This is a genomic window from Nocardiopsis camelliae, from assembly GCF_028993595.1.
GTDB classification, from domain to species: domain Bacteria; phylum Actinomycetota; class Actinomycetes; order Streptosporangiales; family Streptosporangiaceae; genus Nocardiopsis; species Nocardiopsis dassonvillei.
This window is the reverse complement of record NZ_CP118614.1, coordinates 5,642,143-5,664,495: the sequence shown is the minus strand read 5'-3', so window position 1 is coordinate 5,664,495 and position 22,353 is coordinate 5,642,143. Positions and strand designations below refer to the sequence as shown.

General features: G+C 72.2%; 22 protein-coding genes. 10 read left to right on the top strand and 12 right to left on the bottom strand.

Annotated features, from left to right (window positions below):
• Positions 1-6: 6 nt before the first annotated feature.
• Positions 7-906: a transketolase family protein gene (locus tag PV789_RS24690; RefSeq protein ID WP_274974762.1), complete on the top strand. Its 900-nt coding sequence runs from the start codon at positions 7-9 to the stop codon at positions 904-906.
• A gap of 120 nt (positions 907-1,026) precedes the next feature.
• Here the strand turns inward: PV789_RS24690 and PV789_RS24685 are convergent, their stop codons facing one another.
• Genes PV789_RS24685 through PV789_RS24670 form a run of 4 tightly spaced genes read right to left on the bottom strand, consistent with a single transcriptional unit; the run spans position 1,027 to position 5,251 of the window.
• The gene (locus PV789_RS24685) at positions 1,027-1,923 is read right to left on the bottom strand and encodes a carbohydrate ABC transporter permease (RefSeq protein ID WP_274974761.1); all 897 of its coding nucleotides are present in this window, start codon (positions 1,921-1,923) and stop codon (positions 1,027-1,029) included.
• On the bottom strand, positions 1,920-2,876 hold the full coding sequence (locus tag PV789_RS24680; RefSeq protein WP_274974760.1) for a carbohydrate ABC transporter permease: 957 nt from the start codon (positions 2,874-2,876) through the stop codon (positions 1,920-1,922). Before PV789_RS24680 ends, PV789_RS24685 begins: the two co-directional genes overlap by 4 nt.
• A complete protein-coding gene (locus tag PV789_RS24675; protein ID WP_274974759.1) occupies positions 2,873-4,231 on the bottom strand; it encodes an ABC transporter substrate-binding protein in 1,359 nt (452 codons plus the stop codon). Before PV789_RS24675 ends, PV789_RS24680 begins: the two co-directional genes overlap by 4 nt.
• Before the next feature lie 18 nt (positions 4,232-4,249).
• Positions 4,250-5,251 (bottom strand): zinc-dependent alcohol dehydrogenase family protein, encoded by a 1,002-nt coding sequence (locus PV789_RS24670; RefSeq protein ID WP_274974758.1) that lies wholly within the window; start codon positions 5,249-5,251, stop codon positions 4,250-4,252.
• A 177-nt stretch (positions 5,252-5,428) separates the two neighbouring features.
• Here PV789_RS24670 and PV789_RS24665 point away from each other — a divergent pair, with 177 nt between their 5' ends.
• Positions 5,429-6,367: a sugar-binding transcriptional regulator gene (locus PV789_RS24665; protein ID WP_274978246.1), complete on the top strand. Its 939-nt coding sequence runs from the start codon at positions 5,429-5,431 to the stop codon at positions 6,365-6,367.
• 70 nt (positions 6,368-6,437) lie between these two features.
• The gene (locus PV789_RS24660) at positions 6,438-8,219 is read left to right on the top strand and encodes an ABC-F family ATP-binding cassette domain-containing protein (RefSeq protein ID WP_274974757.1); all 1,782 of its coding nucleotides are present in this window, start codon (positions 6,438-6,440) and stop codon (positions 8,217-8,219) included.
• A 90-nt stretch (positions 8,220-8,309) separates the two neighbouring features.
• On the opposite strand, the gene PV789_RS24655 is transcribed toward PV789_RS24660, so the two are convergent.
• Positions 8,310-8,570: a Txe/YoeB family addiction module toxin gene (locus PV789_RS24655; RefSeq protein WP_274974756.1), complete on the bottom strand. Its 261-nt coding sequence runs from the start codon at positions 8,568-8,570 to the stop codon at positions 8,310-8,312.
• A complete protein-coding gene (locus PV789_RS24650; RefSeq protein ID WP_274974755.1) occupies positions 8,567-8,818 on the bottom strand; it encodes a type II toxin-antitoxin system Phd/YefM family antitoxin in 252 nt (83 codons plus the stop codon). Before PV789_RS24650 ends, PV789_RS24655 begins: the two co-directional genes overlap by 4 nt.
• Before the next feature lie 281 nt (positions 8,819-9,099).
• On the opposite strand from PV789_RS24650, the gene PV789_RS24645 reads away from it, so the two are divergent.
• Positions 9,100-9,594: a glutathione peroxidase gene (locus tag PV789_RS24645; RefSeq protein ID WP_274974754.1), complete on the top strand. Its 495-nt coding sequence runs from the start codon at positions 9,100-9,102 to the stop codon at positions 9,592-9,594.
• Positions 9,595-9,658: 64 nt separating this feature from the next.
• On the opposite strand, the gene PV789_RS24640 is transcribed toward PV789_RS24645, so the two are convergent.
• The 4 genes from PV789_RS24640 to PV789_RS24625 all read right to left on the bottom strand — a co-directional run bounded on the left by PV789_RS24640 (position 9,659) and on the right by PV789_RS24625 (position 13,125).
• On the bottom strand, positions 9,659-10,642 hold the full coding sequence (locus PV789_RS24640; protein WP_274974753.1) for a GDSL-type esterase/lipase family protein: 984 nt from the start codon (positions 10,640-10,642) through the stop codon (positions 9,659-9,661).
• A 254-nt stretch (positions 10,643-10,896) separates the two neighbouring features.
• On the bottom strand, positions 10,897-11,406 hold the full coding sequence (locus PV789_RS24635) for a MarR family winged helix-turn-helix transcriptional regulator (protein WP_274974752.1): 510 nt from the start codon (positions 11,404-11,406) through the stop codon (positions 10,897-10,899).
• A gap of 85 nt (positions 11,407-11,491) precedes the next feature.
• Positions 11,492-12,148 carry a TetR/AcrR family transcriptional regulator gene (locus PV789_RS24630; RefSeq protein ID WP_274974751.1) on the bottom strand — a complete coding sequence of 219 codons (657 nt, stop codon included), beginning with the start codon at positions 12,146-12,148 and terminating at the stop codon, positions 11,492-11,494.
• A 14-nt stretch (positions 12,149-12,162) separates the two neighbouring features.
• Complete coding sequence (locus PV789_RS24625; protein WP_274974750.1) at positions 12,163-13,125, bottom strand: acyl-CoA desaturase; 963 nt, start codon at positions 13,123-13,125, stop codon at positions 12,163-12,165.
• A gap of 569 nt (positions 13,126-13,694) precedes the next feature.
• On the opposite strand from PV789_RS24625, the gene glmU reads away from it, so the two are divergent.
• From glmU to pth, 4 genes are all read left to right on the top strand, one after another.
• On the top strand, positions 13,695-15,155 hold the full coding sequence (gene glmU, locus PV789_RS24620) for a bifunctional UDP-N-acetylglucosamine diphosphorylase/glucosamine-1-phosphate N-acetyltransferase GlmU (RefSeq protein ID WP_274974749.1): 1,461 nt from the start codon (positions 13,695-13,697) through the stop codon (positions 15,153-15,155).
• 17 nt (positions 15,156-15,172) lie between these two features.
• Positions 15,173-16,141, top strand: coding sequence for a ribose-phosphate diphosphokinase (locus PV789_RS24615; protein WP_013154993.1), 969 nt, complete (start codon positions 15,173-15,175; stop codon positions 16,139-16,141).
• 614 nt (positions 16,142-16,755) lie between these two features.
• A complete protein-coding gene (locus PV789_RS24610; protein ID WP_274974748.1) occupies positions 16,756-17,379 on the top strand; it encodes a 50S ribosomal protein L25/general stress protein Ctc in 624 nt (207 codons plus the stop codon).
• Positions 17,380-17,470: 91 nt separating this feature from the next.
• Positions 17,471-18,136: an aminoacyl-tRNA hydrolase gene (gene pth / locus PV789_RS24605; RefSeq protein ID WP_274974747.1), complete on the top strand. Its 666-nt coding sequence runs from the start codon at positions 17,471-17,473 to the stop codon at positions 18,134-18,136.
• Positions 18,137-18,215: 79 nt separating this feature from the next.
• Here the strand turns inward: pth and PV789_RS24600 are convergent, their stop codons facing one another.
• Positions 18,216-19,403 (bottom strand): endo-1,4-beta-xylanase, encoded by a 1,188-nt coding sequence (locus PV789_RS24600; RefSeq protein ID WP_274974746.1) that lies wholly within the window; start codon positions 19,401-19,403, stop codon positions 18,216-18,218.
• 162 nt (positions 19,404-19,565) lie between these two features.
• Between PV789_RS24600 and PV789_RS24595 the strand changes: the two genes are divergently transcribed.
• Positions 19,566-20,582 carry a LacI family DNA-binding transcriptional regulator gene (locus PV789_RS24595; protein WP_212642792.1) on the top strand — a complete coding sequence of 339 codons (1,017 nt, stop codon included), beginning with the start codon at positions 19,566-19,568 and terminating at the stop codon, positions 20,580-20,582.
• A 108-nt stretch (positions 20,583-20,690) separates the two neighbouring features.
• The gene (locus PV789_RS24590) at positions 20,691-22,010 is read left to right on the top strand and encodes an SGNH/GDSL hydrolase family protein (protein ID WP_274974745.1); all 1,320 of its coding nucleotides are present in this window, start codon (positions 20,691-20,693) and stop codon (positions 22,008-22,010) included.
• A gap of 21 nt (positions 22,011-22,031) precedes the next feature.
• On the opposite strand, the gene PV789_RS24585 is transcribed toward PV789_RS24590, so the two are convergent.
• On the bottom strand, positions 22,032-22,349 hold the full coding sequence (locus PV789_RS24585) for a TetR-like C-terminal domain-containing protein (RefSeq protein ID WP_274974744.1): 318 nt from the start codon (positions 22,347-22,349) through the stop codon (positions 22,032-22,034).
• Positions 22,350-22,353: the final 4 nt, after the last annotated feature.

Here is a 22,353-nt window from a genome sequence, read left to right as displayed (position 1 = left end):
AGCCCCATGCGTGACACCTTCGCCGCCACCGTCAACCGGGCCATGGACACCGACCCGCGCCTGACCGTCGTCCTGGCCGCCATCTCCGCGGGCATGTTCCGCGGCGCCGCCGCCCGGCACCCCGGCCGGGTGATCGACGTGGGCATCCGGGAGCAGGCCATGATCGGAGTGGCCGGGGGACTGGCCCTGACCGGGATGCGCCCGGTCGTGCACAGCTACGCGCCGTTCCTGGTGGAGCGGCCCTTCGAACAGCTCAAGCTGGACCTGGGCCACCAGGGCGTGGGCGCCGTCCTGGTGAGCATCGGCGGCTCCTACGACGCCGCGGAGGAGGGGCGCACCCACCAGGCGCCCGGCGACGTGGCCCTGCTGGACACCCTGCCGGGGTGGACCGTGTACGCGCCGGGGCACCCCGACGAGGTGCACGCCGCCCTGGAGGCCGCCCTGCCCGGCGAGGACCGCGTGTACGTGCGCCTGTCGGGGACCGCCAACCGCGCGGCGATGCCGCTGGACGGACGCCTCGGCGTCGTGCGCACGGGCTCGCCGCGCTCGGCCGGGGTGGTGGTGGCGGTCGGGCCGATGCTGGACCGGGTGCTGGAGGCCACCGCAGACCTGGACGTGACGGTCGCCTACACGGCCACCGTGCGCCCCTTCGACCGCGAGGGGCTGAGCGCGCTCGTCGGCGCGGCGGGCAACGCCGACGTGCTGGTGGTGGAGCCCTACCTGAGCGGGACCTCGGCGCACGAGGTCGCCGCGGCGCTGGCCGACCGGCGCCACCGCCAGCTCGGCCTGGGCGTGGCGCGGGACCGCGAGGTGCGCGCCTACGGGACCCCGGCGCAGCACGCCCGGGAGCACGGGCTGGACACCGAGGGCATCGCCAAGTCCGCCCGTGCGTTCTTCCTCGTGTGACCCGCTTGCCGGTGTGACCGGCCCTCCCGTGTGACCCGCCCGCCGCCGCGGCGGGCGGGACGATCACCCGGACCCGCCCGGGGCCCTGCGTGGTGCGGCCCCGGGCGCCCCTCGGGTCCGTTACTTGACGGCGCCCATCGACAGGCCGCGCACGAGCTGGCGCTGGGCCGTCCAGCCGATCACCACGATGGGCAGCGAGGCCATGACGGCCGCCGCCGCCAGCTGCGCCACGAACAACCCCTCGCTCGTGATGAAGCCGGTCAGGAACACCGGGACGGTCGCGGCCCGTGCGGCGGTCAGGTTGACGGCGAAGAAGAACTCGTTCCAGGCGAAGATCATGCAGATCAGCGCGGTCGCCGCGATGCCCGGGGCCATCACCGGCATCATCACCGACCACAGCACGCGCGCCAGCCCGGCGCCCTCCACCCGGGCCGCCTCCACGATCGCCTTGGGCACCTCCAGGAAGAACGACCGCAGCATCCACACCGCGATGGGCAGGTTCATCGCCGTGTACAGCACCACCAGGGTCCACACGTTGTCCAGCATCGACAGCTGCGAGGCGGCGACGTAGATCGGCACCACGACCGCCACCACCGGCAGCATCTTCGTCGAGATGAAGAAGAACAGCACGTCCTGGGTCCGCTTGACCGGGGCCACCGACAGCGCGTAGGCGGCGGGCAGCCCGAGCAGCAGCACCAGGAGCGTGGACGCCAGGGTGGCGATCATCGAGTTGCCCAGGTACGGCAGGAAGTCCGCGCCCAGGACGGTGGTGAACCGGTCCAGCGTCGGCTGGAAGAAGAGCGTCGGCGGGTCGGTCGCGGCCTGGTTCTCCTCCTTGAACGCGGTCAGCACCAGCCACAGCACCGGGAACACGAAGACCAGTCCCACGGCCCACGTGAACGCGGTCAGGGCGGCGCTGCCCAGCCGTGCCCGGGAGCGGCGGGCCTCGCGCGGCGCGCGTGCGGCGACGGCGCCGCCTCCGGCGCCCGCGGGGCGTTCGGGGGCTCGGGCGGTCACGAGCTCACCTCCTGTGCGTTCATGAACGTGCGGAAGATCAGCCGCAGGGCCAGCGTCGCCACGATGATGGTGCCGACCACCACCACGACGCCCATGGCCGCGGACTGGCCGATGTCGAACCCGAGGAAGGTCCGCTGGTAGACGTAGAAGGGCAGGTTGGAGCTCGCGGTGCCCGGCCCGCCCTGGGTCATCATGTAGATCGTGTCGAAGGTGTTCACCACGTAGACCGACCCCAGCAGCACGCCCAGCTCGATGTAGCGGCGCAGGTGCGGCAGGGTGATCCAGGCGAACATCTGCCACCGGGACGCGCCGTCGACCTGGCCCGCCTCCAGCACGTCACCGCCCTGGCTCTGGAGTCCCGCCAGCACCAGCAGCATCATGAACGGCGTCCACTGCCAGACCAGCGCGGCCACCACGGAGAACACGGGCGCCTGGGAGACCCAGTCGAACGACTCGACCCCGAACGGCGACAGCACGAAGTTCACCAGGCCGAACACCGGCTCCAGCATGATGTGCTTCCACAGCAGGGCCGTGGCCACGGGCAGGATCAGGAACGGGGTGATGACGAGCGTGCGCACCACGCCGCGCCCCCGGAACTTCCGGTCCAGCAGCAGCGCCAGTCCGATGCCCAGCAGCATCGCCACCACGACGCAGGAGGCGGTGATCAGCACCGTGTTCGCCGCCGCGCCCAGGAACTGCCGGTCGGTGAAGACCGCCGCGTAGTTGGCCAGGCCCACCCACGCCTGGGAGTCCGGCCGCAGCAGGTTCCACGAGCGCAGCGAGTACACGACCGTCGCCAGGAACGGCAGCTGGGTGACGACCAGCATGAACACCAGGGCGGGCAGCAGCGGGGCCCGGCGGGCCCATCCGCCCTCGCCGCGGCCCCGCCTCGGCCGCTCGGGCGGCGTCGTCGCCGCGGGCGCCTCGCGCGCGGGCGCGGTCACAGCGCTCATCGGTCGTCCTCCTTGTAGGTCTCACCGACGACCTCGGCGTACTCCTGGCTCTGTTCGAGCGCCTGCTCGACGGTGATCTGCCCGGCTATGGCCGCGCTCAGCTGCTGGCTGACCCGGGTGCCCAGGTCCTGGAACTCGGGGATGGCGAGGAAGCCGATGCCCTCGTAGGGGACCGGACGCGTGCCCGGGTCCTCGGGGTCCGCCTCCTGGATGCCCTGGAGCATCGGATCGGCGTAGGCTCCCGCCACCTCCTGGTACTCGGGTACCTCGAACGTGGAGAGCCGGTTGCCGGGCGGCACCCGCTGCCAGCCGTACTCCTCGGCGACGGTGCGGACGTAGTCCTTGTCGGTCATCCACTCCAGGAACGCCCACGCCTCCTCCTTGTGCTCGGAGGTGGAGGGGATGCCCAGCGCCCAGGTGTAGAGCCAGCCGCCGTAGTCGGTCTCGGCCACCGGCGCCGCCGCGTAGCCGTTGAGCCCGGCCACGGTCGCGGAGTCCGGGTCCTCGATGGTGCTGACCATGGAGGTGGAGTCGTAGAACATGGCCGCGCGGCCCTGGGAGTAGCGGTTCAGGCAGTCCCCGAACCCGCTGTTGGCGGCGCCCGGCTGGCCGTGCTCGCGCGCCAGGTCCACGTAGAACTCGGCCGCGCGCCGGAACTCGGGGGAGTCGATCTCGGCGTTCCAGTCCTCGTCGTACCAGCGCCCGCCGAAGGTGTTCAGGAGGCTGTTGAAGGGGCTCAGCACCTCGCCCCAGCCCGCGAGGCCGCGCAGGCAGATCCCCGAGACCCCCGGCTCCACGCCGTCGAGCTCCGCGGCCAGGTCCGCCACCTCCTCCCAGGTGGGGTTCTCCGGCATCTCCACGCCGGCCTCCTCGAACAGGTCCTTCCGGTAGGCGAGGAAGGAGGACTCGCCGTAGAAGGGCACCGAGTACATGTCGCCCTCGTAGGACAGGTCCTCCCGGATGGAGGGGATGAAGTCCTCGTGGTCGTAGCCCTCGGCGGCGTCGATGGAGGGCTGCAGGTTCTCCAGCCAGCCGTACTCGGCCCACTGGCGGGTCTCGTAGTTGCTGATCATGACGACGTCGAACTCGCCCCCGCCGGTCGCCACGGAGGTGGTGATCTTGGCGCGGGCCTCGTTCTCCGGCAGGGACACGAAGTCGATCCCGATGCCGGGGTGCTCCTCGCGGAACTGCGACTCCAGCGAGATCGCGTCCTGCATCTGCGGGTTGGACACGATCGCGACGGTCAGCCGGACGGTGCCGTCCTCGGAGGAGAGCGCGCCCATTCCGGCGCACCCGGTGAGCAGCAGTCCGGAGGCGGCCACGGCGGTCGCCCGGACGGCGTAGGTGGTGTGCACGTTCGCTGCCTTCCCGGGTCAGGCGGTCTCGTCGGGGACGATCTGGACCTTCACCCCGGTGCCCGCGCGCATCATGGCCAGCGCCTCGGGGAACTTCTCCAGGGGCAGGGCGTCGGTGAGCAGCGGAGCGGTGCGCACGGCCCCGGCGCTGATGAGGTCCACGGCCGCCCCGTAGCTGTTCAGCACGGCCATGGAGCCCACGACGGTGATCTCGTCGTTGTAGATCCGGAACGGCGACAGCGCCACGCGGGCGGCCTCGTCGGCGACACCGAAGACCAGCAGGCGCCCTCCCCGCCTCAGCGAGTCGAAGGCCGCCTCGATGGCCGGGGGCGCGCCGGTGACGTCCACCGCGGCGTCGAAGCGCTCGTCGCCCAGCTCGGAGGTGTCCGTCGCGGTGGCGGCGGCGCCGAGGTCGGCGGCGATGGCCAGGCGGCGGGTGTTGCGGTCGACCACGGTCACGCGGGCGCCGGAGTTCTGCAACAGCTGCTGGAGGAGCAGGCCCATGGTTCCGGCGCCCACCACCAGGAAGCGCTCGCCGTTCTCCACCCCGATGCGCCGGACGCCGTGGACCGCGCACGAGAGCGGCTCGACCAGGGCGCCCTCGCGCATGCTCACCGAGTCGGGCAGGCGGTAGCAGTTGGCGGCGGGGACGGCCACGTACTCGGCGAACGCGCCGTCCACGGTGTCGCCGATCGCGCCCCAGTTGGCGCACAGGTTGCCCCGTCCGGCGCGGCAGTACTCGCAGTGCCCGCAGAACAGGGAGGGGTCCACGGCCACCCGGTCGCCCGGGCGCAGGTCCCCCGGGGCGTTCTCGCCGACGGCCGTGACCGTTCCGGCGAACTCGTGCCCGGGCACCAGCGGGTAGGGGCTGGGCGGGAACTCGCCGTCGGCGATGTGCAGGTCCGTCCCGCAGATCCCGCAGGCGCCGACCCGGACCACCACGCCGTCGGCGGCGGGGTGCGGGTCGGGGCGGTCCCCCACGGTGACGGAGCCCGGTTCGGTGATGATGGCGGCACGCACGGTTGGGAACCTCCTGTTGGACGCTCATGTGAGCGACGTGAGTCACATATGTTTCGAACATTGAACTCCCATCGGAAACGCGCTGTCAATGGATCGGGCACATTCGAGTACACTCCTGCACGTATGAGCGATCAGCGTGGTGAGGTTCAGGAGACGGCCCCCAGCGGCCCCGCGGAGATGGTGCGGCTCGCCGCCATCGCCCGCAGGTTCTACCTGGACGGGCGGTCCAAGGTGGAGATCGCCGAGGAGTTCGGCCTGAGCAGGTTCAAGGTCGCCCGGGACCTGGAGGCCGCCCGCAGCAGCGGGATCGTGCGCATCGACATCCGCCTGCCCGCCCGGCTGGACGGGGAGCTGTCCGAGCGCATGCGCGCGGCCTTCGGCCTGCGCCGGGCGATCGTCGTGGACGCCCTGGAGGACCCGCGGGACACGCGCCGGGCGCTGGGCTCGGTGGCGGCGCGGCTGCTGTCGGAGATCGTGCGGCCCGACGAGGTGCTGGGGCTGGCCTGGAGCAGGTCGCTCCAGCTGATGGGCCTGGACATGGTCGACCTGCCCCGCTGCACGGTGGTGCAGCTCAACGGCGTGCTGTCCGAGCAGGCGGAAGGCGGCGGATCGGTCGAGACCGTGCGCCGGGCGGCCGCGCTCTCGGGCGGACCCGCGTACCCGATCTACGCGCCGCTCATCCTGCCGGACGCCGCGACGGCGGCGACGCTGCGCGCCGACCCGGGCATCGCCTCCGCGTTCGCGCACTTCGACCGCCTCACGACGGCCGTGGTGGCCATCGGGGGCTGGGACGAGCGCAACTCGACCGTTTTCCAGGCGCTGGACCCGGACTCGCGGGCCAGGTACACCGCGCTGGGCGTGCGCGCGGAGATGTCCGCCCAGCTGTTCGACGCCGACGGGCGCCAGGTGCACTCCGACCTGGACGAGAGGGTCATCAGCGTCCGGGCGGACCAGCTGCGCCGGGTGCCCGAGGTGGTGGCGGTCGCCGGAGCCGGGGACGAGGCCAAGGCCAGGGCGATCGGCGCCGCGCTGCGCAGCGGCCTGGTGTCCACGCTGGTGACGGACGACTCCGTGGCCCGGCTGCTGCTCGACGGGGAGCAGCCGGAGGCGGAGTGAGGACCGGCCGCCGCCCCGGGGGAGCGGCGGCGGTCAGCGCACCACGGCACTGCCGCCACAATGGACAGTGATGAATCTGGTCAATCTTCAGGACGTGTCCCTGGCCTACGGGCCGCTCGTACTCCTCGACAAGGTGTCGCTCGGCGTCGACGAGGGTGAGCGCATCGGCGTCGTCGGCCGCAACGGCGGCGGCAAGTCCACGCTCATCTCCGTGCTCTCGGGCATCACCGAACCCGACTCCGGGCGGGTGGTGCACAACCGCGGACTGCGCATCGGCTTCCTGCACCAGCGCGACACCTTCCCCGACTCCACGGTCGGGGAGTTCGTCCTGGGCGACCGGGCCGAGCACGAGTGGGCGGGCGACGCCCGCGTCCGCGACATCCTGCGCGGACTCCTCGGCGGCTGGGCCCTGGACACCCCCATGAGCGGCCTCTCCGGCGGCGAGCGCCGCCGCTCCGGCCTGGCCCGGCTCCTGGTGGACGACCACGACCTCATCGTCCTGGACGAGCCCACCAACCACCTCGACATCGAGGGCATCGCCTGGCTCGCCGAGCACCTGCGCGCCCGTCCCGAGGCGCTCGTGGTCGTCACCCACGACCGCTGGTTCCTGGACGCCGTCACCACCCGCACCTGGGAGGTCGGGCGCGGCGCGGTCGAGCGCTACGAGGGCGGCTACGCCGCCTACGTCCTGGCCAAGGCCGAGCGCGAGCGCCAGGCGGCCGCCGCCGAGGAGCGCCGCCAGAACCTCATGCGCAAGGAGCTGGCCTGGCTGCGCCGCGGCGCCCCGGCCCGCACGTCCAAGCCCAAGTTCCGCATCGAGGCGGCCAACCAGCTCATCGCCGACGAGCCGCCGCCCCGCGACACGGTCGAACTGGTCAAGTTCGCCAGCTCCCGCCTCGGCAAGACCGTCATCGACCTCAAGAACGTGTCCGCGTCCGTCCCCGACCGGACCCTGCTCGACCACCTCACCTGGCAGCTGGGCCCCGGCGACCGGGTCGGCCTGGTCGGAGTCAACGGCGCGGGCAAGTCCACCCTGCTCAGGATCCTTGCCGGGGAGCGCGAGCCCGACTCCGGCAGCGTGCGCACCGGCCGGACCGTCAAGCTCGCCCACCTGTCCCAGAACGTCGCCGAGCTCGACCCCGCCGCCCGCCCCCTCCAGGCGGTCATGGACGTGCGCGAGCACGTCACCATCGGCAAGCGCGACTACACCGCCAGCCAGATGCTGGAGCGGTTCGGGTTCCGCGGGGAGCGCCAGTGGACCCCGATCGGCGACCTGTCCGGCGGTGAGCGCCGCCGCCTCCAGCTGCTGCGCCTGCTCATGGACGAGCCCAACGTGCTGCTGCTGGACGAGCCCACCAACGACCTGGACATCGAGACCCTCACCGAGCTGGAGGACCTGCTCGACGGCTGGCCCGGGTCCCTGGTGCTGGTCAGCCACGACCGGTACTTCCTGGAGCGCATCACCGACCGCGTGCTGGCCCTGATGGGCGATGGCGGTCTCGCCTTCCTGCCCGGCGGCGTGGACGAGTACCTCCAGCGCCGCGCGGCCAGCGCGGGCGAGGCCACCGTGCCGCTGGGCGCCTCCGAGACCGCCGCGGCCCAGGCCCCGGCGGACCAGCAGCCCGCGGTGTCGGCGGCCGAGCGGCGCGCCGCGCAGAAGGAGATGCAGCGCGTCGAGCGGCGCATGGACCGCATCGCCAAGCGCGAGGGGGAGCTGCACGAGCTGATGGCCGCCGCGGCCGAGGACTACACCCGGCTCGCCGAACTCGACGCCGAGGCCAAGGCCCTGGCCGTCGAGCGCGGGGAGCTGGAGGAGGTCTGGCTGGAGCAGGCCGAACTCGTCGGGGAGTGAGGCCGCGGCGAGCCTGACCGCGAAGGACGCCCGGCCGGAGCACCCCGGCCGGGCGTTCGGCTTCGAGGGCGCGGACGCCGGCCCCGGCCGTCACTTCCCGTAGTGGTAGCGGCAGGCGGCTATCCGGATCTCATCCCCGCTGATCTTGTACACCAGCCGGTGTTCGTCGGTGATGCGACGGGACCAGTAGCCCTGGAAACCGTGCCGCAGCGGCTCGGGTTTGCCCATACCGTCGTTTCCGTTGCGGTCGATGTCCTTGATCAGGGCATTGATGCGTTTGAGGATCCTGTGGTCCTGTCCCTGCCACCAGACGTAGTCCTCCCACGCGCTCTGTGCCCAGACGAGTCTCATTCGGCCAGGTCCCGTTCTATGCCCTGGTCGGACTCGAGCTCCTCGATGGCGGTGACCAGGCGCCGCACGTTCTCCGGGCTGCGGAGGAGGTAGGCGGTCTCCTTGAGGGTCTCGTACTCCGACAGCGCCATCATGACCACGGGCTCGTGCCCGGCTCTGGTGATCACCACCTCCTCGCGGTCGTCGACGACGGAGTCGAGCGTGGCCGCGTAGTTGGCACGGGACTCCGAGTAGCTCATCGTCTTCACGTCCGGCCTCCAGTGCTGTGACGTACAAGGAGTCTCATCGTACAAGATTGCGTACGTCGGTGCTGGATATCGTCCTGGGACATCCATGGGAGGCGGGACGGTTGTCCACGAGTACGTCGGAACGGCCCGCGCGGAGGCGCGGTGCGCGGACGGCGCGGCTGGACCGGGACCCCTTCCTGAGAAAGAATCCGAGCCACGGCGGCGCGTGCTCCGAATACGTCGTGAAGCACCGCGCCGCGCGGTGGGCGTCGGCGCCCCGGCAAGCAAGGAGATGGACGCGGATGAGCGACCTGGACGAGATCCCGGTGACCCTGATCGACGGACGCGAGACGACGTTCGGCGAGTGGTCCGGCAAGGTGAGGCTGGTGGTCAACGTCGCCTCGCGCTGCGGCTACACCCCGCAGTACGAGCGGCTGGAGAAGCTCCAGCACCAGTACGGCGACCGGGGCTTCACCGTGCTCGGCGTGCCCAGCAACCAGTTCCTCCAGGAGTTCGGCAGCGAGGAGAAGATCGCCGAGTACTGCTCGGCCACCTGGGGCGTCACCTTCCCCATGACGGCCAAGGCCAAGGTCAACGGCAGGCAGCAGCACCCGCTCTACGCGGCGCTCTCCTCCGCCGAGGACGAGGACGGCAAGGCCGGGAAGGTCAAGTGGAACTTCGAGAAGTTCCTCGTCCTCCCCGACGGCGCCGTGCACCGCTTCCGCAGCTCGACCGAGCCCGACGACCCCAGGGTCACCGCGCTCATCGAGAAGGCGCTCCCCGGCGACGCGGGGTAGCCGGAGCCGCCCCCGCCCGCCCCCCGGCGGCCCGCCCCGAACGCGGCCGCCGGGTCCGGCCGGGTCACTCGGCCCGGTCCACCTGCCGGGCGAAGACGGCGGCGATCTCGCGCGCGCCCTCCTCGTTGGGGTGGATGTCCGGGCCCCGCTCGCCGTGGCACATCCACGTCAGGTCGCAGACGTTCTGGAGGTTGGCGGGCAGCCCGGTCTCACTGCCCCGGGGCACCTCCTGATTGGTGGACTCGAAGACCGCGTCCACCTCCGCCACGTCGATCCCCTCCGCCCGGTAGGCCTCGGCGATCGTTCCGTTGACCTCCAGCAGGATGTCCACCGCCTCCTCGGCCAGACCCCCGCGCGCCTCGGCCTCGGGGAAGAGCTCCTCGGCCTCCTCCGCCGCCGCGGTCGCCTGCTGGGCGGGGTCCCCGTCCAGCAGCAGGAAGGCCAGGAACGGGTTGTAGTAGGTCATCCCGATGATCTGCGTGTCCGGCCCCGCCGCCTCGCGCAGCCGCTCGGCGATCTCGGGGGTCTCCTCCCGGAGCCGGTCCAGGCCCCCCTCCACGCACGCGCGGTCGATGTCCACGTCCCCGGAGTCGGGGGCCTGCCCCTCGGGGGTGTTGATCCCCCGCACGCAGCGGGTGAAGTTGTTGGCGCCGATGGTCAGCGTCACCAGGTCCACCTCGCCCTCGTGCTCGGCCAGGAAGGCCTCGGCCTCCTCCAGCTGCGAGCCGTGCTCGTAGCGCGGGTCGCAGCCGGGCAGCCCGCCCTCCGTGAAGGTGGTGGTGTCCTCGCCCGCGCACCCCATCCGCTCGTGCCGCAGCCCCGGGCGCTCCTCCTTCAGAGTGCGGTACAGGACGTCGGTGTAGCCCTCTGAGGTCTCCACCGGTCTGCCGTTCTCGTCGGGCTGCACGCCCACGCTGATCGAGTCGCCCAGCGACAGGTAGCGGCCGCCTGGGTCCGCCCCGCCGTCCTCGGCGCCGCCGCCGTCAGCGCCCCCGCCACCGCTGCCCGAGCACCCCGCGACCAGCACGGCCGCGGCCGCCGCGGCCATCCAACGGACCCGCACGTGTCCCCCCGAACGATCGACTGCGCGTACCGGGGCTGCACTACCCCGGGACGCGCGGTTCTCACGCGGTGCGGCCGTGCGGCGTCCGACACACGGAGGCGGACCCGCCTTCGGGGGGCGGGGGAGGAGTACGCGCCGGTCAGCGGACCCGTTCGGCGGAGACGGCGGCGACCTCCCGCGCGCCCGCCCCGCCGGTGCGGACGTCCGGACCCCGGTGGGAGACGGGTCCCGCCCGGTGCCTAGCCCTGCTGCGCGTCGGGGCCCCTGTCGAGGGGCGCCAGGAGGCGTCTCAGTAACGATGCCAGCTGTTCGCGGTCGCCGTCGGCCATCGGCGCCAGCAGGGTCTCCTCGTAGCTCAGGAGCGACCTGAGGGCCGCGTCGATGCGCTCGGCGCCCTGCTCGGTCAGCCGGACCAGGACCCCGCGCTTGTCGGCGGGGTCGGGGCGGCGCCGCACGAGCCCGGCCGCGGCCAGCCGGTCCACCCGGTTGGTCATGGTCCCCGAGGTCACCAGGGTGGCGCGCAGGAGCCGTCCGGGGCTCAGCTCGTACGGGGGTCCGGAGCGGCGCAGTTCGGCGAGCACGTCGAACTCCCAGGGCTCCAGGTCGTGCTCGGTGAAGACGGTGCGCCGGGCGCGGTCCAGGTGGCGCGCGAGCCGCGACACCCGGCTGAACACCTCCAGCGGCGTCACGTCCACGTCGGGGCGTTCGGAGCGCCACGCCTCGATCAGCCCATCCACCTCATCGCGCATGGGGACAGCTTATCTCTTGACATCAAGATAGTGGGGCGGGTATGCCGTGCACACCCGCCCCACAGGTCGAGAGGACCTTCCGGCGTCAGCCCGGCCCGCGCTTGCCAGGGCTCAGCCTCGGCTTCGGCTCCAGGCTCGACAGCCCGTTCCAGGCCAGGTTGACCAGGTGCGCGGCGACCACCTCGCGCTTGGGCCTGCGCACCTCCAGCCACCACTGGCCGGTCAGGGCCCACATCCCCACCAGGGCCTGGGCGTACATGGGGGCGAGCGCCGGGTCGTAACCCCGTTCGGCGAACTCGTCGACCATGATGTGCTCGACCTGGCTGGCGATGTCGTTGAGCAGGCTGGCGAAGCTTCCCGTGCCGGAGGCCGCGTGCGAGTCCCGGGTCAGCACCCGGAACCCCACGGTGTTCTCCTCCACGTACCGCAGCAGGGCCAGGGCCGCGTTCTCGATCTTGCTCCGGGCGCCGTCGGCGGAGAGGGCCTCGCCCATCATCGCCAGGAGGGTGCGCATCTCGCGGTCGACCACGACCGCGTAGATGCCCTCCTTGCCGCCGAAGTGCTCGTACACCACGGGTTTGGACACACCGGCCCGCGCGGCGATCTCCTCGACGGAGGCCGCGTCGAACCCGCGTTCGGCGAACAGCTCCCGTCCGATCTCCACGAGCTGTTGCCGACGCTCCTTGCCCGTCATGCGCTTGCGGCGCACACGGATCTTCTGATCGCTGTCGGCTGCTCCCATGATGGCTACCGATCCTAGACGCTGACCCGCTTGGCGGCGAGTCGTTCGTTGTTGGGCCAGCGGACCTTGGAGGCCCAGCCGAACTTCTCGAAGAACCAGATGACGCGGGCGGAGATGTCGATCTGGCCCTTGAGCACGCCGTGGCGGGCGCAGGTGGGGTCGGCGTGGTGCAGGTTGTGCCAGGACTCGCCGAAGGACGGGATGGCCAGCCACCACACGTTGCGGGAGCGGTCGCGCACCTCGAAGTTCTCCTCGCCGATGGTGTGGCAGATGGAGTTGATCGACCAGGTGACGTGGTGCAGCAGCGCGACGCGGACCAGGCTGGCCCAGAAGAAGGCGGTGAACGCGCCCCACCAGGACATGGTGACCAGGCCGCCGATGAGCGCCGGGGCGCCCAGGGAGAAGATCACGATCGGCACGAACAGCTTGTCGACCAGGACGACGTCCTTGTCCTTGAGCAGGTCGGGCGCGAAGCGGCGCGGCGAGGTCTTCTTGTCGTCCAGGTACATCCACGCCATGTGCGCGTAGTACAGGCCCTTGGCGACCGACTTCCAGTCGTCGCCGAAGCGCCACGGCGAGTGCGGGTCGCCCTCGGCGTCGGCGTACTTGTGGTGGCGGCGGTGGTCGGCCACCCACTTGATGACGCTGCCCTCGATGGCCATCGAACCGGCGATCGCGAGCGCGATGCGCAGCGGGCGCTTGGCCTTGAACGAGCCGTGCGTGAAGTGGCGGTGGAAGCCCACCGTGATGCCCAGGCCGCTGATCAGGTAGAAGACCGAGGCGATGGCGATGTCGGTCAGGGACAGGCCCCAGCCCCAGAAGAAGGGCAGCGAGGCCAGCAGGGCGATCAGCGGCACGAACACGAACGCGAAGACCGTGTACCGCTCGGCCTTGCCGCGCAGCTCGGGCTCGTACTCGGGGATCGCCTCGCGCTTGGGCTCTGTCTTCTCGGTCGGTAGCTCGGGAGCAGCGGTCATGGTTCTTCCTCGCTGTCGGGCAGTCGGTCGTCGTCGTGGTCAGGGCGGCGTCCGAACGACACCGAAGTGACCGCCGCGACGACCCAACCTATTCCTACGTAACCGTAACCTACGATGCCGTAGGTTTGGCAAGCCCTCCGGGAAAGGCGCTATGTTGGTGGCTGGCGCACGGGTGGCGTGGTCCACCCCGCGCGTTCCCGGATGATGTAATCGGCAGCATGTGGGGTTTTGGTCCCCATCGTCCAGGTTCGAGCCCTGGTCCGGGAGCCCTTCCGGCGTCCTCACGCGCACCCGCGCGTTTCCCCGCGCGCCGCGCGTCCCCGTGGATACGGACATACCCATCCGGAGCGGCGCATCTCACACCGAGCCTCCGGAAACCGCCGCCACAGGCGCGGCACGGCCAACCGCCGCTCACCCCCGCGTCACGCGCCCGTGGGGCGCCGGTGACGCACATGTATCCTTCCCATGTCGGCCGCTGGTCATCCGACGGCCGCCCGTGCGGCATGCGGGTCGCGCCGCCGAGGGGTGAGCCGACATCTCAGCCACCAGCTACCACGAGGGACTCCTCAGTGAGCGTGAACCGTCCGGCTGCCGTCATCGTCCTCGCGGCGGGCGAGGGCACCCGAATGAAGTCGAAGCTTCCCAAGGTCCTCCACGAACTCAACGGCCGCAGCATGCTCGGCCACGTGCTCGCGGCGGCGCGGGAACTCGACCCCCAGCACGCGGTCGTGGTCGTCGGCCACGCGCGTGAGCAGGTCAGATCCCATCTGGAGGAGATCGCCCCCCAGGCCGCCACCGCGGTCCAGGAGGAGCAGAACGGCACCGGCCACGCCGTGCGCATGGCGATCGAGGACCTGGCCGCCAAGGGCGTCAAGCTCAGCGGCACCGTGGTCCTGACCTGCGGCGACACCCCCCTCCTGCGCGGTTCCACGCTCGCAGAGCTCGTCGCGGCCCACGACGAGGAGGGCAACGCCGTCACGGTGCTCTCCGCGCGCGTACCCGACCCCCACGGTTACGGCCGCATCGTCCGCGACGCCGACGGCGACTTCACCGGCATCGTCGAGCACGCCGACGCCACCCCCGAGCAGCACGCGATCGACGAGATCAACTCGGGCATGTACGCCTTCGACGGCGCCCTGCTGTCCGAGGTCGTCCAGCGCCTGTCCACCGACAACGCCAAGGGCGAGGAGTACGTGACCGACGCGGTCTCCCTGCTGCGCGGCGACGGCCACCGGGTCGGCGCCTGGGCGGCGGACGACTGGCACGAGGTCCAGGGCGTCAACAACCGCGTCCAGCTCTCCGAGGCCCGCCGCGTCCTCAACGACCGGCTGGTCAACGAGCACATGCTCGCCGGGGTCACCGTCGTGGACCCCGCCACCACCTGGGTGGACGCCCGGGTCACCATCGGCCGCGACACCGTGATCGAACCGGGTACCCGGCTACTGGGCGCCACCTCCGTCGGCGAGGACGCCGTGGTCGGCCCCCGCGCGGACCTGAGGGACACGGTCGTCGGCGCGGGCGCCACGGTGCGCGAGACCACGGCGGACCGGGCCGAGATCGGCCCCGGGGCCTCTGTCGGCCCCTACACCTACCTGCGGCCGGGCACCCGCCTGGCCGAGCGGTCCAAGGCCGGAGCCTTCGTCGAGGTCAAGAACTCGAACGTCGGCGCCGAGTCCAAGATCCCGCACCTGACCTACGTGGGCGACGCGGACATCGGCGTGGGCAGCAACATCGGCTGCTCCTCGGTGTTCGTCAACTACGACGGGGTCAACAAGTCCCGGAGCGTCATCGGCGACCACGTCAGGATCGGCAGCGACAACACCATCGTCGCACCGGTCCGCGTGGGCGACGGCGCCTACTCCGGGGCGGGGACCGTGGTCCGCGACGACGTGCCGCCCGGTGCCCTCGCCGTTTCCGAGGGGCACCGCCAGCGCAACGTCGAGGGCTGGACCCGGCGCAAGCGTCCGGGCACGCCCTCCGCCGAGGCGGCGGAGCAGGCCGATCGGCACAGAGCCGACGACAAGCAGTGACTGTGGGGGAGAAACACGTGACCGGGATGAAGGCCACCGGCCAGAAGAACCTGATGCTCTTCTCGGGGCGCACGCACCCGAGCCTGGCCGAGGAGGTCGCGAAGGAACTGGGGATCGACGTGGTCCCCACCCGGTTCGACACCTTCGCCAACGGTGAGATCTTCGTCCGCTACCTGGAGTCGGTGCGCGGTTCGGACGCGTTCGTCATCCAGTGCCACTCCGACCCGATCAACGAGTCGATCATGGAGCAGCTGATCATGGTGGACGCGCTCAAGCGCGCGTCCGCCAAGAGGATCACCGTGGTGACCCCGTTCTTCGGCTACGCCCGCCAGGACAAGAAGCACCGCGGTCGCGAGCCCATCTCGGCCCGCCTCATGACCGACCTGTTCCGCACCGCGGGCGCGGACCGGATGATGGCCGTCGACCTGCACACGGACCAGATCCAGGGCTTCTTCGACGGCCCGGTGGACCACCTGTTCGCGCTGCCGATACTGGCCGACCACATCGCCGGCCGGGTCGACCAGTCCGAGATCACCGTGGTCTCCCCGGACGCGGGCCGGGTGCGCACCGCCGACCGCTGGGCGGACCGCCTCGGCGCCCCGCTGGCGATCATCCACAAGCGCCGCGACCCGGACGTGGCCAACCAGGTCCGGGTGCACGAGGTCGTCGGCGAGGTCAAGGGCCGCGTCTGCGTGCTGGTGGACGACATGATCGACACCGGCGGCACCATCGTCAAGGCCTCCGAGGCCCTGTTCGAGCAGGGCGCGGCCAAGGTCCTGGTGGCCGCCACGCACGGCGTGCTGTCCGGTCCGGCCGCCGAGCGCCTCCAGAACTCGCGGATCTCCGAGGTGGTCATCACCAACTCGCTGCCCGTTCCGGAGGAGCGCTCCTTCGAGAAGCTGACCCAGCTCTCGATCGCGCCGCTGGTGGCCCGCGCCATCAGCGAGGTCTTCACCGACGGCTCGGTCACGAGCCTGTTCGAGTAGACGTCGGGGGGCGCGCGTCCCCCCGCCCGGGACCTCCCGAGGCCGCCCCGCCGGGCCGCCGCGGGAGGTCCCCGTCGTTCGCGGCCCGCCTCCGGACCGCGCCCGGCGGGCAGGGCGCGGTCCGGGGCGGCGCAGACGCTCTCCAGCGCGCTGACCGGCGCTTTCCGGGTCGGACGGGCCCGGACGCGCGTCCCCGGTGCCCGACGGCCGCCTGGAGGGCCTCGGGGACGCGCGTCCGCCGCCGGTCGTCCCCCTCCCGGGCGTTAGCGCAGAGGCCGCCCGGCCGGCGGGTTTCTCTGGGGGCTTGTCCGGACCGGGGAGGGAATCGCGGGCCATGTTCGGAGTCGTCGGCGAAGCCATTAGACTTGACCGAGTGTCCCCGTGCCCAGGCGGAGCCCTAAGAAGGCTGCGTTCGGAAGGCGGGCAGGGGTGCGCGACGAGCGTTCCCGGGCCGGGCGGGTCCGGTGACGGCTCGCCGGGCACGCCTGGAACCAGGGCGGTCGCGTCCCTGCCTGAGGGCAGTCCCCGCCGCATTCCCCGCCGAGGGCGGGAATCGTTCGTGCTACTGGAGCCGTGTTCCCCGTTCTGCGGGGTTGAACCCGAGGAGTTTTGTCGTGTCCGAGGTACGTATCGCTGCCGAGCCCCGCACGGAATTCGGCAAGGGCGCCTCTCGTCGCGCCCGCCGCGCGGGTAAGGTGCCGGCCGTCCTCTACGGCCACGGCACCGAGCCCCGCCACCTGAACCTGCCGGGCCACGACCTCATGCTCGCCCTGAAGACCCCCAACGTCCTGATCCGCCTCGACGGCCTGGACAAGGACAACCTCGCCCTGCCCAAGAGCGTGCAGCGCGACGCCATCAAGGGCTTCCTGGAGCACATCGACCTGCTGGTCGTCTCCAAGGGCGAGAAGGTCGAGGTCGAGATCCCGGTCAACCTGATCGGTGAGGTCAAGGCCCCGGGTGTGCTCACCCAGGAGCTCGTCACCGTGGCCGTCGAAGCCGAGGCCACCCACATCCCCGAGGGCGTCGAGTTCGTCGTCGAGGACCTGGAGATCGGCGCCACCCCGACCGCCGCCGACGTCAAGCTGCCCTCCGGCGTCGCCCTGGTCACCGACCCCGAGGCCATCCTGCTCACCGTCTCCGCCCCGCGCGTGGAGGAGGAGCCGGAGACCAGCGAGGAGGCCGCCCAGGCCGCCGAGGGCGAGGGCGACGAGGCCGCCCAGGAGGCCGCCGCCGAGTAGGCGGTCACAGGCCACACACGGCGACGCGCGGTCTCCCGACAGGGGCCGCGCGTCCGTCGTGTCAGCCGCCGTCCCGGTAGGGTCGTGCCCCATGGGCAACTGGTGGGGCAGGCTGTTCGGCGGCAGGGGCTCCGGCGCGCGCGGCGCCGGGGACGCAAGCGTCGGCGGAGAGAACGAGGACATGGCCGATACCGAGCGCTGGCTCGTCGTGGGGCTGGGCAATCCCGGGCCCAAGTACGCCGGGAACAGGCACAACGCCGGATTCCTGGTGGTGGAGGCGCTCGCGGGCGGCGAGCGCTGGAAGGCGCACAAGGCGCACGCCGAGGTGGTGGAGACCCGCCTGGACGGCGTCCCCGTGGTGCTGGCCAAGCCGCGCAGCTTCATGAACCTGTCGGGCGGCCCGGTCTCCGGCCTGGCCCGCTTCTACAAGGTCCCGGTCGAGCGGATCGTCGTGGTGCACGACGAGATGGACATCGACTTCGGCGCGCTCAAGCTCAAGAAGGGCGGCGGGCCGGGCGGGCACAACGGCCTGAAGTCGATGACCTCGTCCCTGGCCAGCCCGGACTACATCCGCGTGCGCTTCGGGGTGGGCCGCCCGCCGGGCCGGATGGACCCGGCCGCGTACGTGCTCAAGGACTTCTCCTCCACCGAGCGGGCCGAACTCGACCTCAACGTCGAACGCGCGGCCGACGCGGTGCGCACGGTGCTCACCGAGGGCCTGGGCCGGGCGCAGAACATCTACCACACCGCCGCCTGACCCCCGCGGGGACGTGCGGCGCCGCACCCGTCGGCGCGGGAACGGCGCCGACGGGCGAGGCGACGGGCGCGGTACCCGGCTACCGGCCGCGGCCCGGCCGGGGCGGGCGGCCCGGCCCGTCGTCCCCGGCCTCCCGCAGGAGCGACCTCAGGGTGAAGTAGGCGGGCTTGCGGTCGAAGTCGCCGTCCATGACGGTCGCCGCTCCCTCGCCCTCGAAGAACACCGGCACCCACGAGTACTTGTCGGTGAAGCCCCAGATGGTGAAGGAGTCGCAGCCCTCCACCGCCAGGCAGGCCTCCAGAGCCCGACCGTAGTAGTCGGCCTGCCGCTCCAGCTGCTCCCCGGTCGGCTCCCCGCCCTCGGGCACCGCCATACGCACGTCCACCTCGGTCAGCGCCGTGCCCAGGCCGAGGTCGTCGAAGCGCCGGAGGTTCTCCTCCAGACCGGACGGGAAGCCGTACCGCATGCTCAGGTGCACCTGGGCGGAGAACCCGTGCACCGGCACGCCGTCCGCCAGCAGCTCCTGGACCAGTGCGTGGTAGGCGTCGCTCTTGGCGTTGACGTCCTCGACGCCGTAGTCGTTGAAGTACAGCTCCGCCGAGGGGTCGGCCTCGTGCGCCCAGCGGAAGGCGTCGGCGATGATCCCCGGTCCGAGTTCGCGGATCCAGATGTTGTCCCCAGTGCGCAGCTCCCCCGACTCGTCGAAGATCTCGTTGGCCACGTCCCACTGCGAGATCCGGCCCTCGTAGCGGCCGACGACGGTGGTGATGTGGTCGTGCAGGATCTCTCGCAGCTCCTCGTCGGTGAAGTCCCCCTCCTCCAGCCACGCCGGGTTCTGGCTGTGCCACAGCAGGGTGTGCCCGCGCACGTCCTGGCCGTGGCGCTCGGCGAAGTCCACGATCCTGTCGGCCATCCCGAACGCGTACTCGCCCCGCTCGGGGTGGATGTACTCCCACTTCATCTGGTTCTCGGGGGAGACCGAGCTGAACTCCCGGGTCAGGATGCGGCGGTAGCGCCGGTCCGAGGTGAAGGGGTCGGGGTAGTCCTGGTCCACGTGGTGCCCGCCGCCCGCGACGGCGGTGCCGATGACCAGGCCGTCGGGCGCGGCCCAGCGCAGCGTGCCCGGTTTCGCGTCGTGCCGGTGGTGGTGCGGCGGCCGGTGGCCGCCGCCGTGGTCGTGCCCGGGTGCGGCGGCCGCGGGTGCGGCGAGGGGGACCGCCAGCGCCGTCGCGGCGAGGACGGCGGTGACGAGGCGGAGCGGCTTCATGGGGGATCTCCGATCTGGCGACCGACGGAACTTCCGGAAAGTTCCGTAAAATATGAAGGTCAATGGACCCTAGGTCGTCGCCGGGCGCAGCGTCAAGATCCCGTCTCGGCGCTGTCGCCCCGCCAGCTGTGCTCGTACTCTGGGTGAGCACGAAGGAGGACCATGTCCGACACCCCGTCCCGAGACGTCACGATCTCCGCTATCGCCGAGGAGGCGGGCGTCTCCGCGCCGACGGTCTCGCGCGTGCTCAACGGCCGGGGCGACGTCGCCCCCGCCACGCGCGAGCGCGTGGAGAGCCTGATCCGCGCCCACGGCTACCGGCGCCGCGGGGGCCGGCCCCGGGAGCGCGTCGGCCTGCTCGACCTCGTCTTCAACGACCTGGACAGCCCGTGGGCCGTCGAGATCATCCGCGGGGTGGAGGACGCCGCGCACGAGAGCGGGACCGGCATCGTGGTGTCGGCCATCCACCGCCGGGTCAGCTCCACCCGCCAGTGGCTGGAGAACGTGCGCTCGCGCGCCACCGACGGGGCGATCCTCGTGACCACGGACCTGGACCCCGAGCTGCGCGAGGAGCTGCGGGAGCTGCACGTGCCCGCCGTGGTCGTGGACCCGGTCGGCGTCCCGGACCTGGACACCCCCACGGTCGGCGTCACCAACTGGGCCGGGGGCCTCAGCGCGACCGAGCACCTGATCCACCTCGGCCACCGGCGCATCGCCTTCGTCGCCGGGCGCCCCGAGCTGTGGTGCAGCCGGGCCCGGCTCGACGGCTACCGGGCGGGCCTGGAGACGGCGGGGCTCGCGGTCGACGACGAGCTGGTCGTGCCGGGGGAGTTCGGCTACGAGTCCGGCTTCCGGGCGGGCGAGCGGCTGTTCGACCTCGCCGAGCCGCCCACGGCCGTGTTCGCGGCCAGCGACCAGATGGCGCTGGGCGTCTACGAGGCGCTGCGCCGCCGCGGCCTGCGGGTGCCCGCCGACGTCAGCGTGGTCGGCTTCGACGACCTGCCCGAGGCGCGCTGGTCCTCGCCGTCCCTGACCACCGTGCGCCAGCCGCTGTCGGACATGGGCAGGCTCGCGGTGCGCACCGTGCACCGCCTGGTGCAGCGCGAGACCATCGAGAGCCCCCGGGTCGAGCTGGCCACCGAACTCGTCGTGCGCGACAGCACCGCCCCGCCTCCGTGAGGGGCGCGGGGAGAGGTGTCGGCGTTGACACCCCCGTGCGGCTCTCCTTAGGCTGATTTCGCCGGAATATTCCGGAAATCCCCCAGGCTCCGCACCAAGGAGACCAGCGTGACCACCACTCCCCGGGGAAAGACCGCGTCCCCCACCCGCGCCCGGCGGGGCCTGGCCGTCGCCGTGGCCGGCACACTGCTCCTGCTCGGCGGCTGGAACGCCACCGGCGCCGCCGCCGAACCGGAGCCCGACGCCGTGAACTGGGTCGGCACCTGGGCGGCCGCGCCCACCGCCGCGCCCGCCACGGCCACCCCGGTCCTGCGCGACGAGACCGTCCGGCAGGTCGTGCGCACCAGCGTCGGTGGCGACCGGCTGCGCCTGCGCCTGACCAACGAGTTCGGGGAGAGCGCCCTGCGCGTGGGCGAGGTGCACGTGGCCCTGCGCGCGGGCGCCTCGGGTACCGACATCGTCCCGGCCACCGACCGCACCGTCACCTTCGGCGGCCGTACGTCGGTGACCGTCCCGGCGGGCGCCCCCCTGGTCAGCGACCCGGTGCCGCTGGAACTGCCCGCCCGCTCCGACCTGGTCGTGAGCATCCACCTGCCGGAGGAGACGCCGGTCACCACCCTGCACGCCTCCTCCTTCCAGGAGAACGCGGTGGCCGCGGGCGACGTCACCGGCGACACGTCCGTCGAGGCGACCCGCACGTTCACCCAGTGGCACTTCCTGTCGGGGGTCAGCGTGCGGTCGCGCACGCGGCTCGCCGACGCGGTCGTGGCCCTGGGCGACTCCATCACCGACGGCTCCGAGACCGAGGTCAACGCCAACCACCGGTGGCCGGACCTGCTCGCCCGGCGCCTGCCGCACACCGGCGTGCTCAACTCCGGGATCGGGGGCAACCGTCTGCTCCACGACCCCAACCCGCCCGAGGGCGGCGAGGCCGAGGACTTCGCGGCCTTCTTCGGGCAGAGCGCCCTGCGCCGCTTCGACCGGGACGTGCTGGCGCAGCCGGGCGCGGGCCACGTCATCGTCCTGCTGGGGGTCAACGACCTGGGCCACCCCGGAACCGTGGCCCCGGTGTCGGAGACCGTCACGGCCGAGGAGGTCATCGGCGCCCACCGCCGGATCATCGCCCGCGCCCGCGCGGCCGGGCTGCGGGTCTACGGGGGCACCATCCTGCCGTTCCGGGGCGACACCCTCGGGTTCCACACCGAGGAGAACGAGGCCAAGCGCCAGGCGGTCAACGCGTGGATCCGCACGAGCGGGGAGTACGACGCGGTCATCGACTTCGACGAGGTGACGCGAGACCCGGACGACCCGCGGAGCCTGCTGCCCGCCTACGACAGCGGCGACGGCCTGCACCCCAACGACGCCGGTATGGCCGCCATGGCCGACGCCGTGCCGACCCGGCTCTTCCGCCCGGACCCGGAGGGGTAGCCGGACCGGGTACGGGCCGCCTCAGCCGCGCACCAGGCGCCAGAAGGCCAGCGCGGCCTCCTCCGGCGGGGCGGCCCCCTCCGTCCCCTCCGCCTCCGAGGCCTCCCCCACGCCGACCCAGTCGGCGATCACGCCGACCAGCGCCCCGGCCAGGTAGGCGGCGTGCGTGCGCACCGGCACGTCGTCGAACCCGGGCGGCCGCGCCCCCCGCGCGAACCGCGTGGCCAGCTCCTCGGCAAGCCGCCCCCGCAGCCGGTTCGTGAAGCGGGCGCTGCCGTGGTCCGACAGCATCCGGCGGTAGAGCACCGCGCTGTCCGCGACGTGGCCGAACAGCTCCACCAGC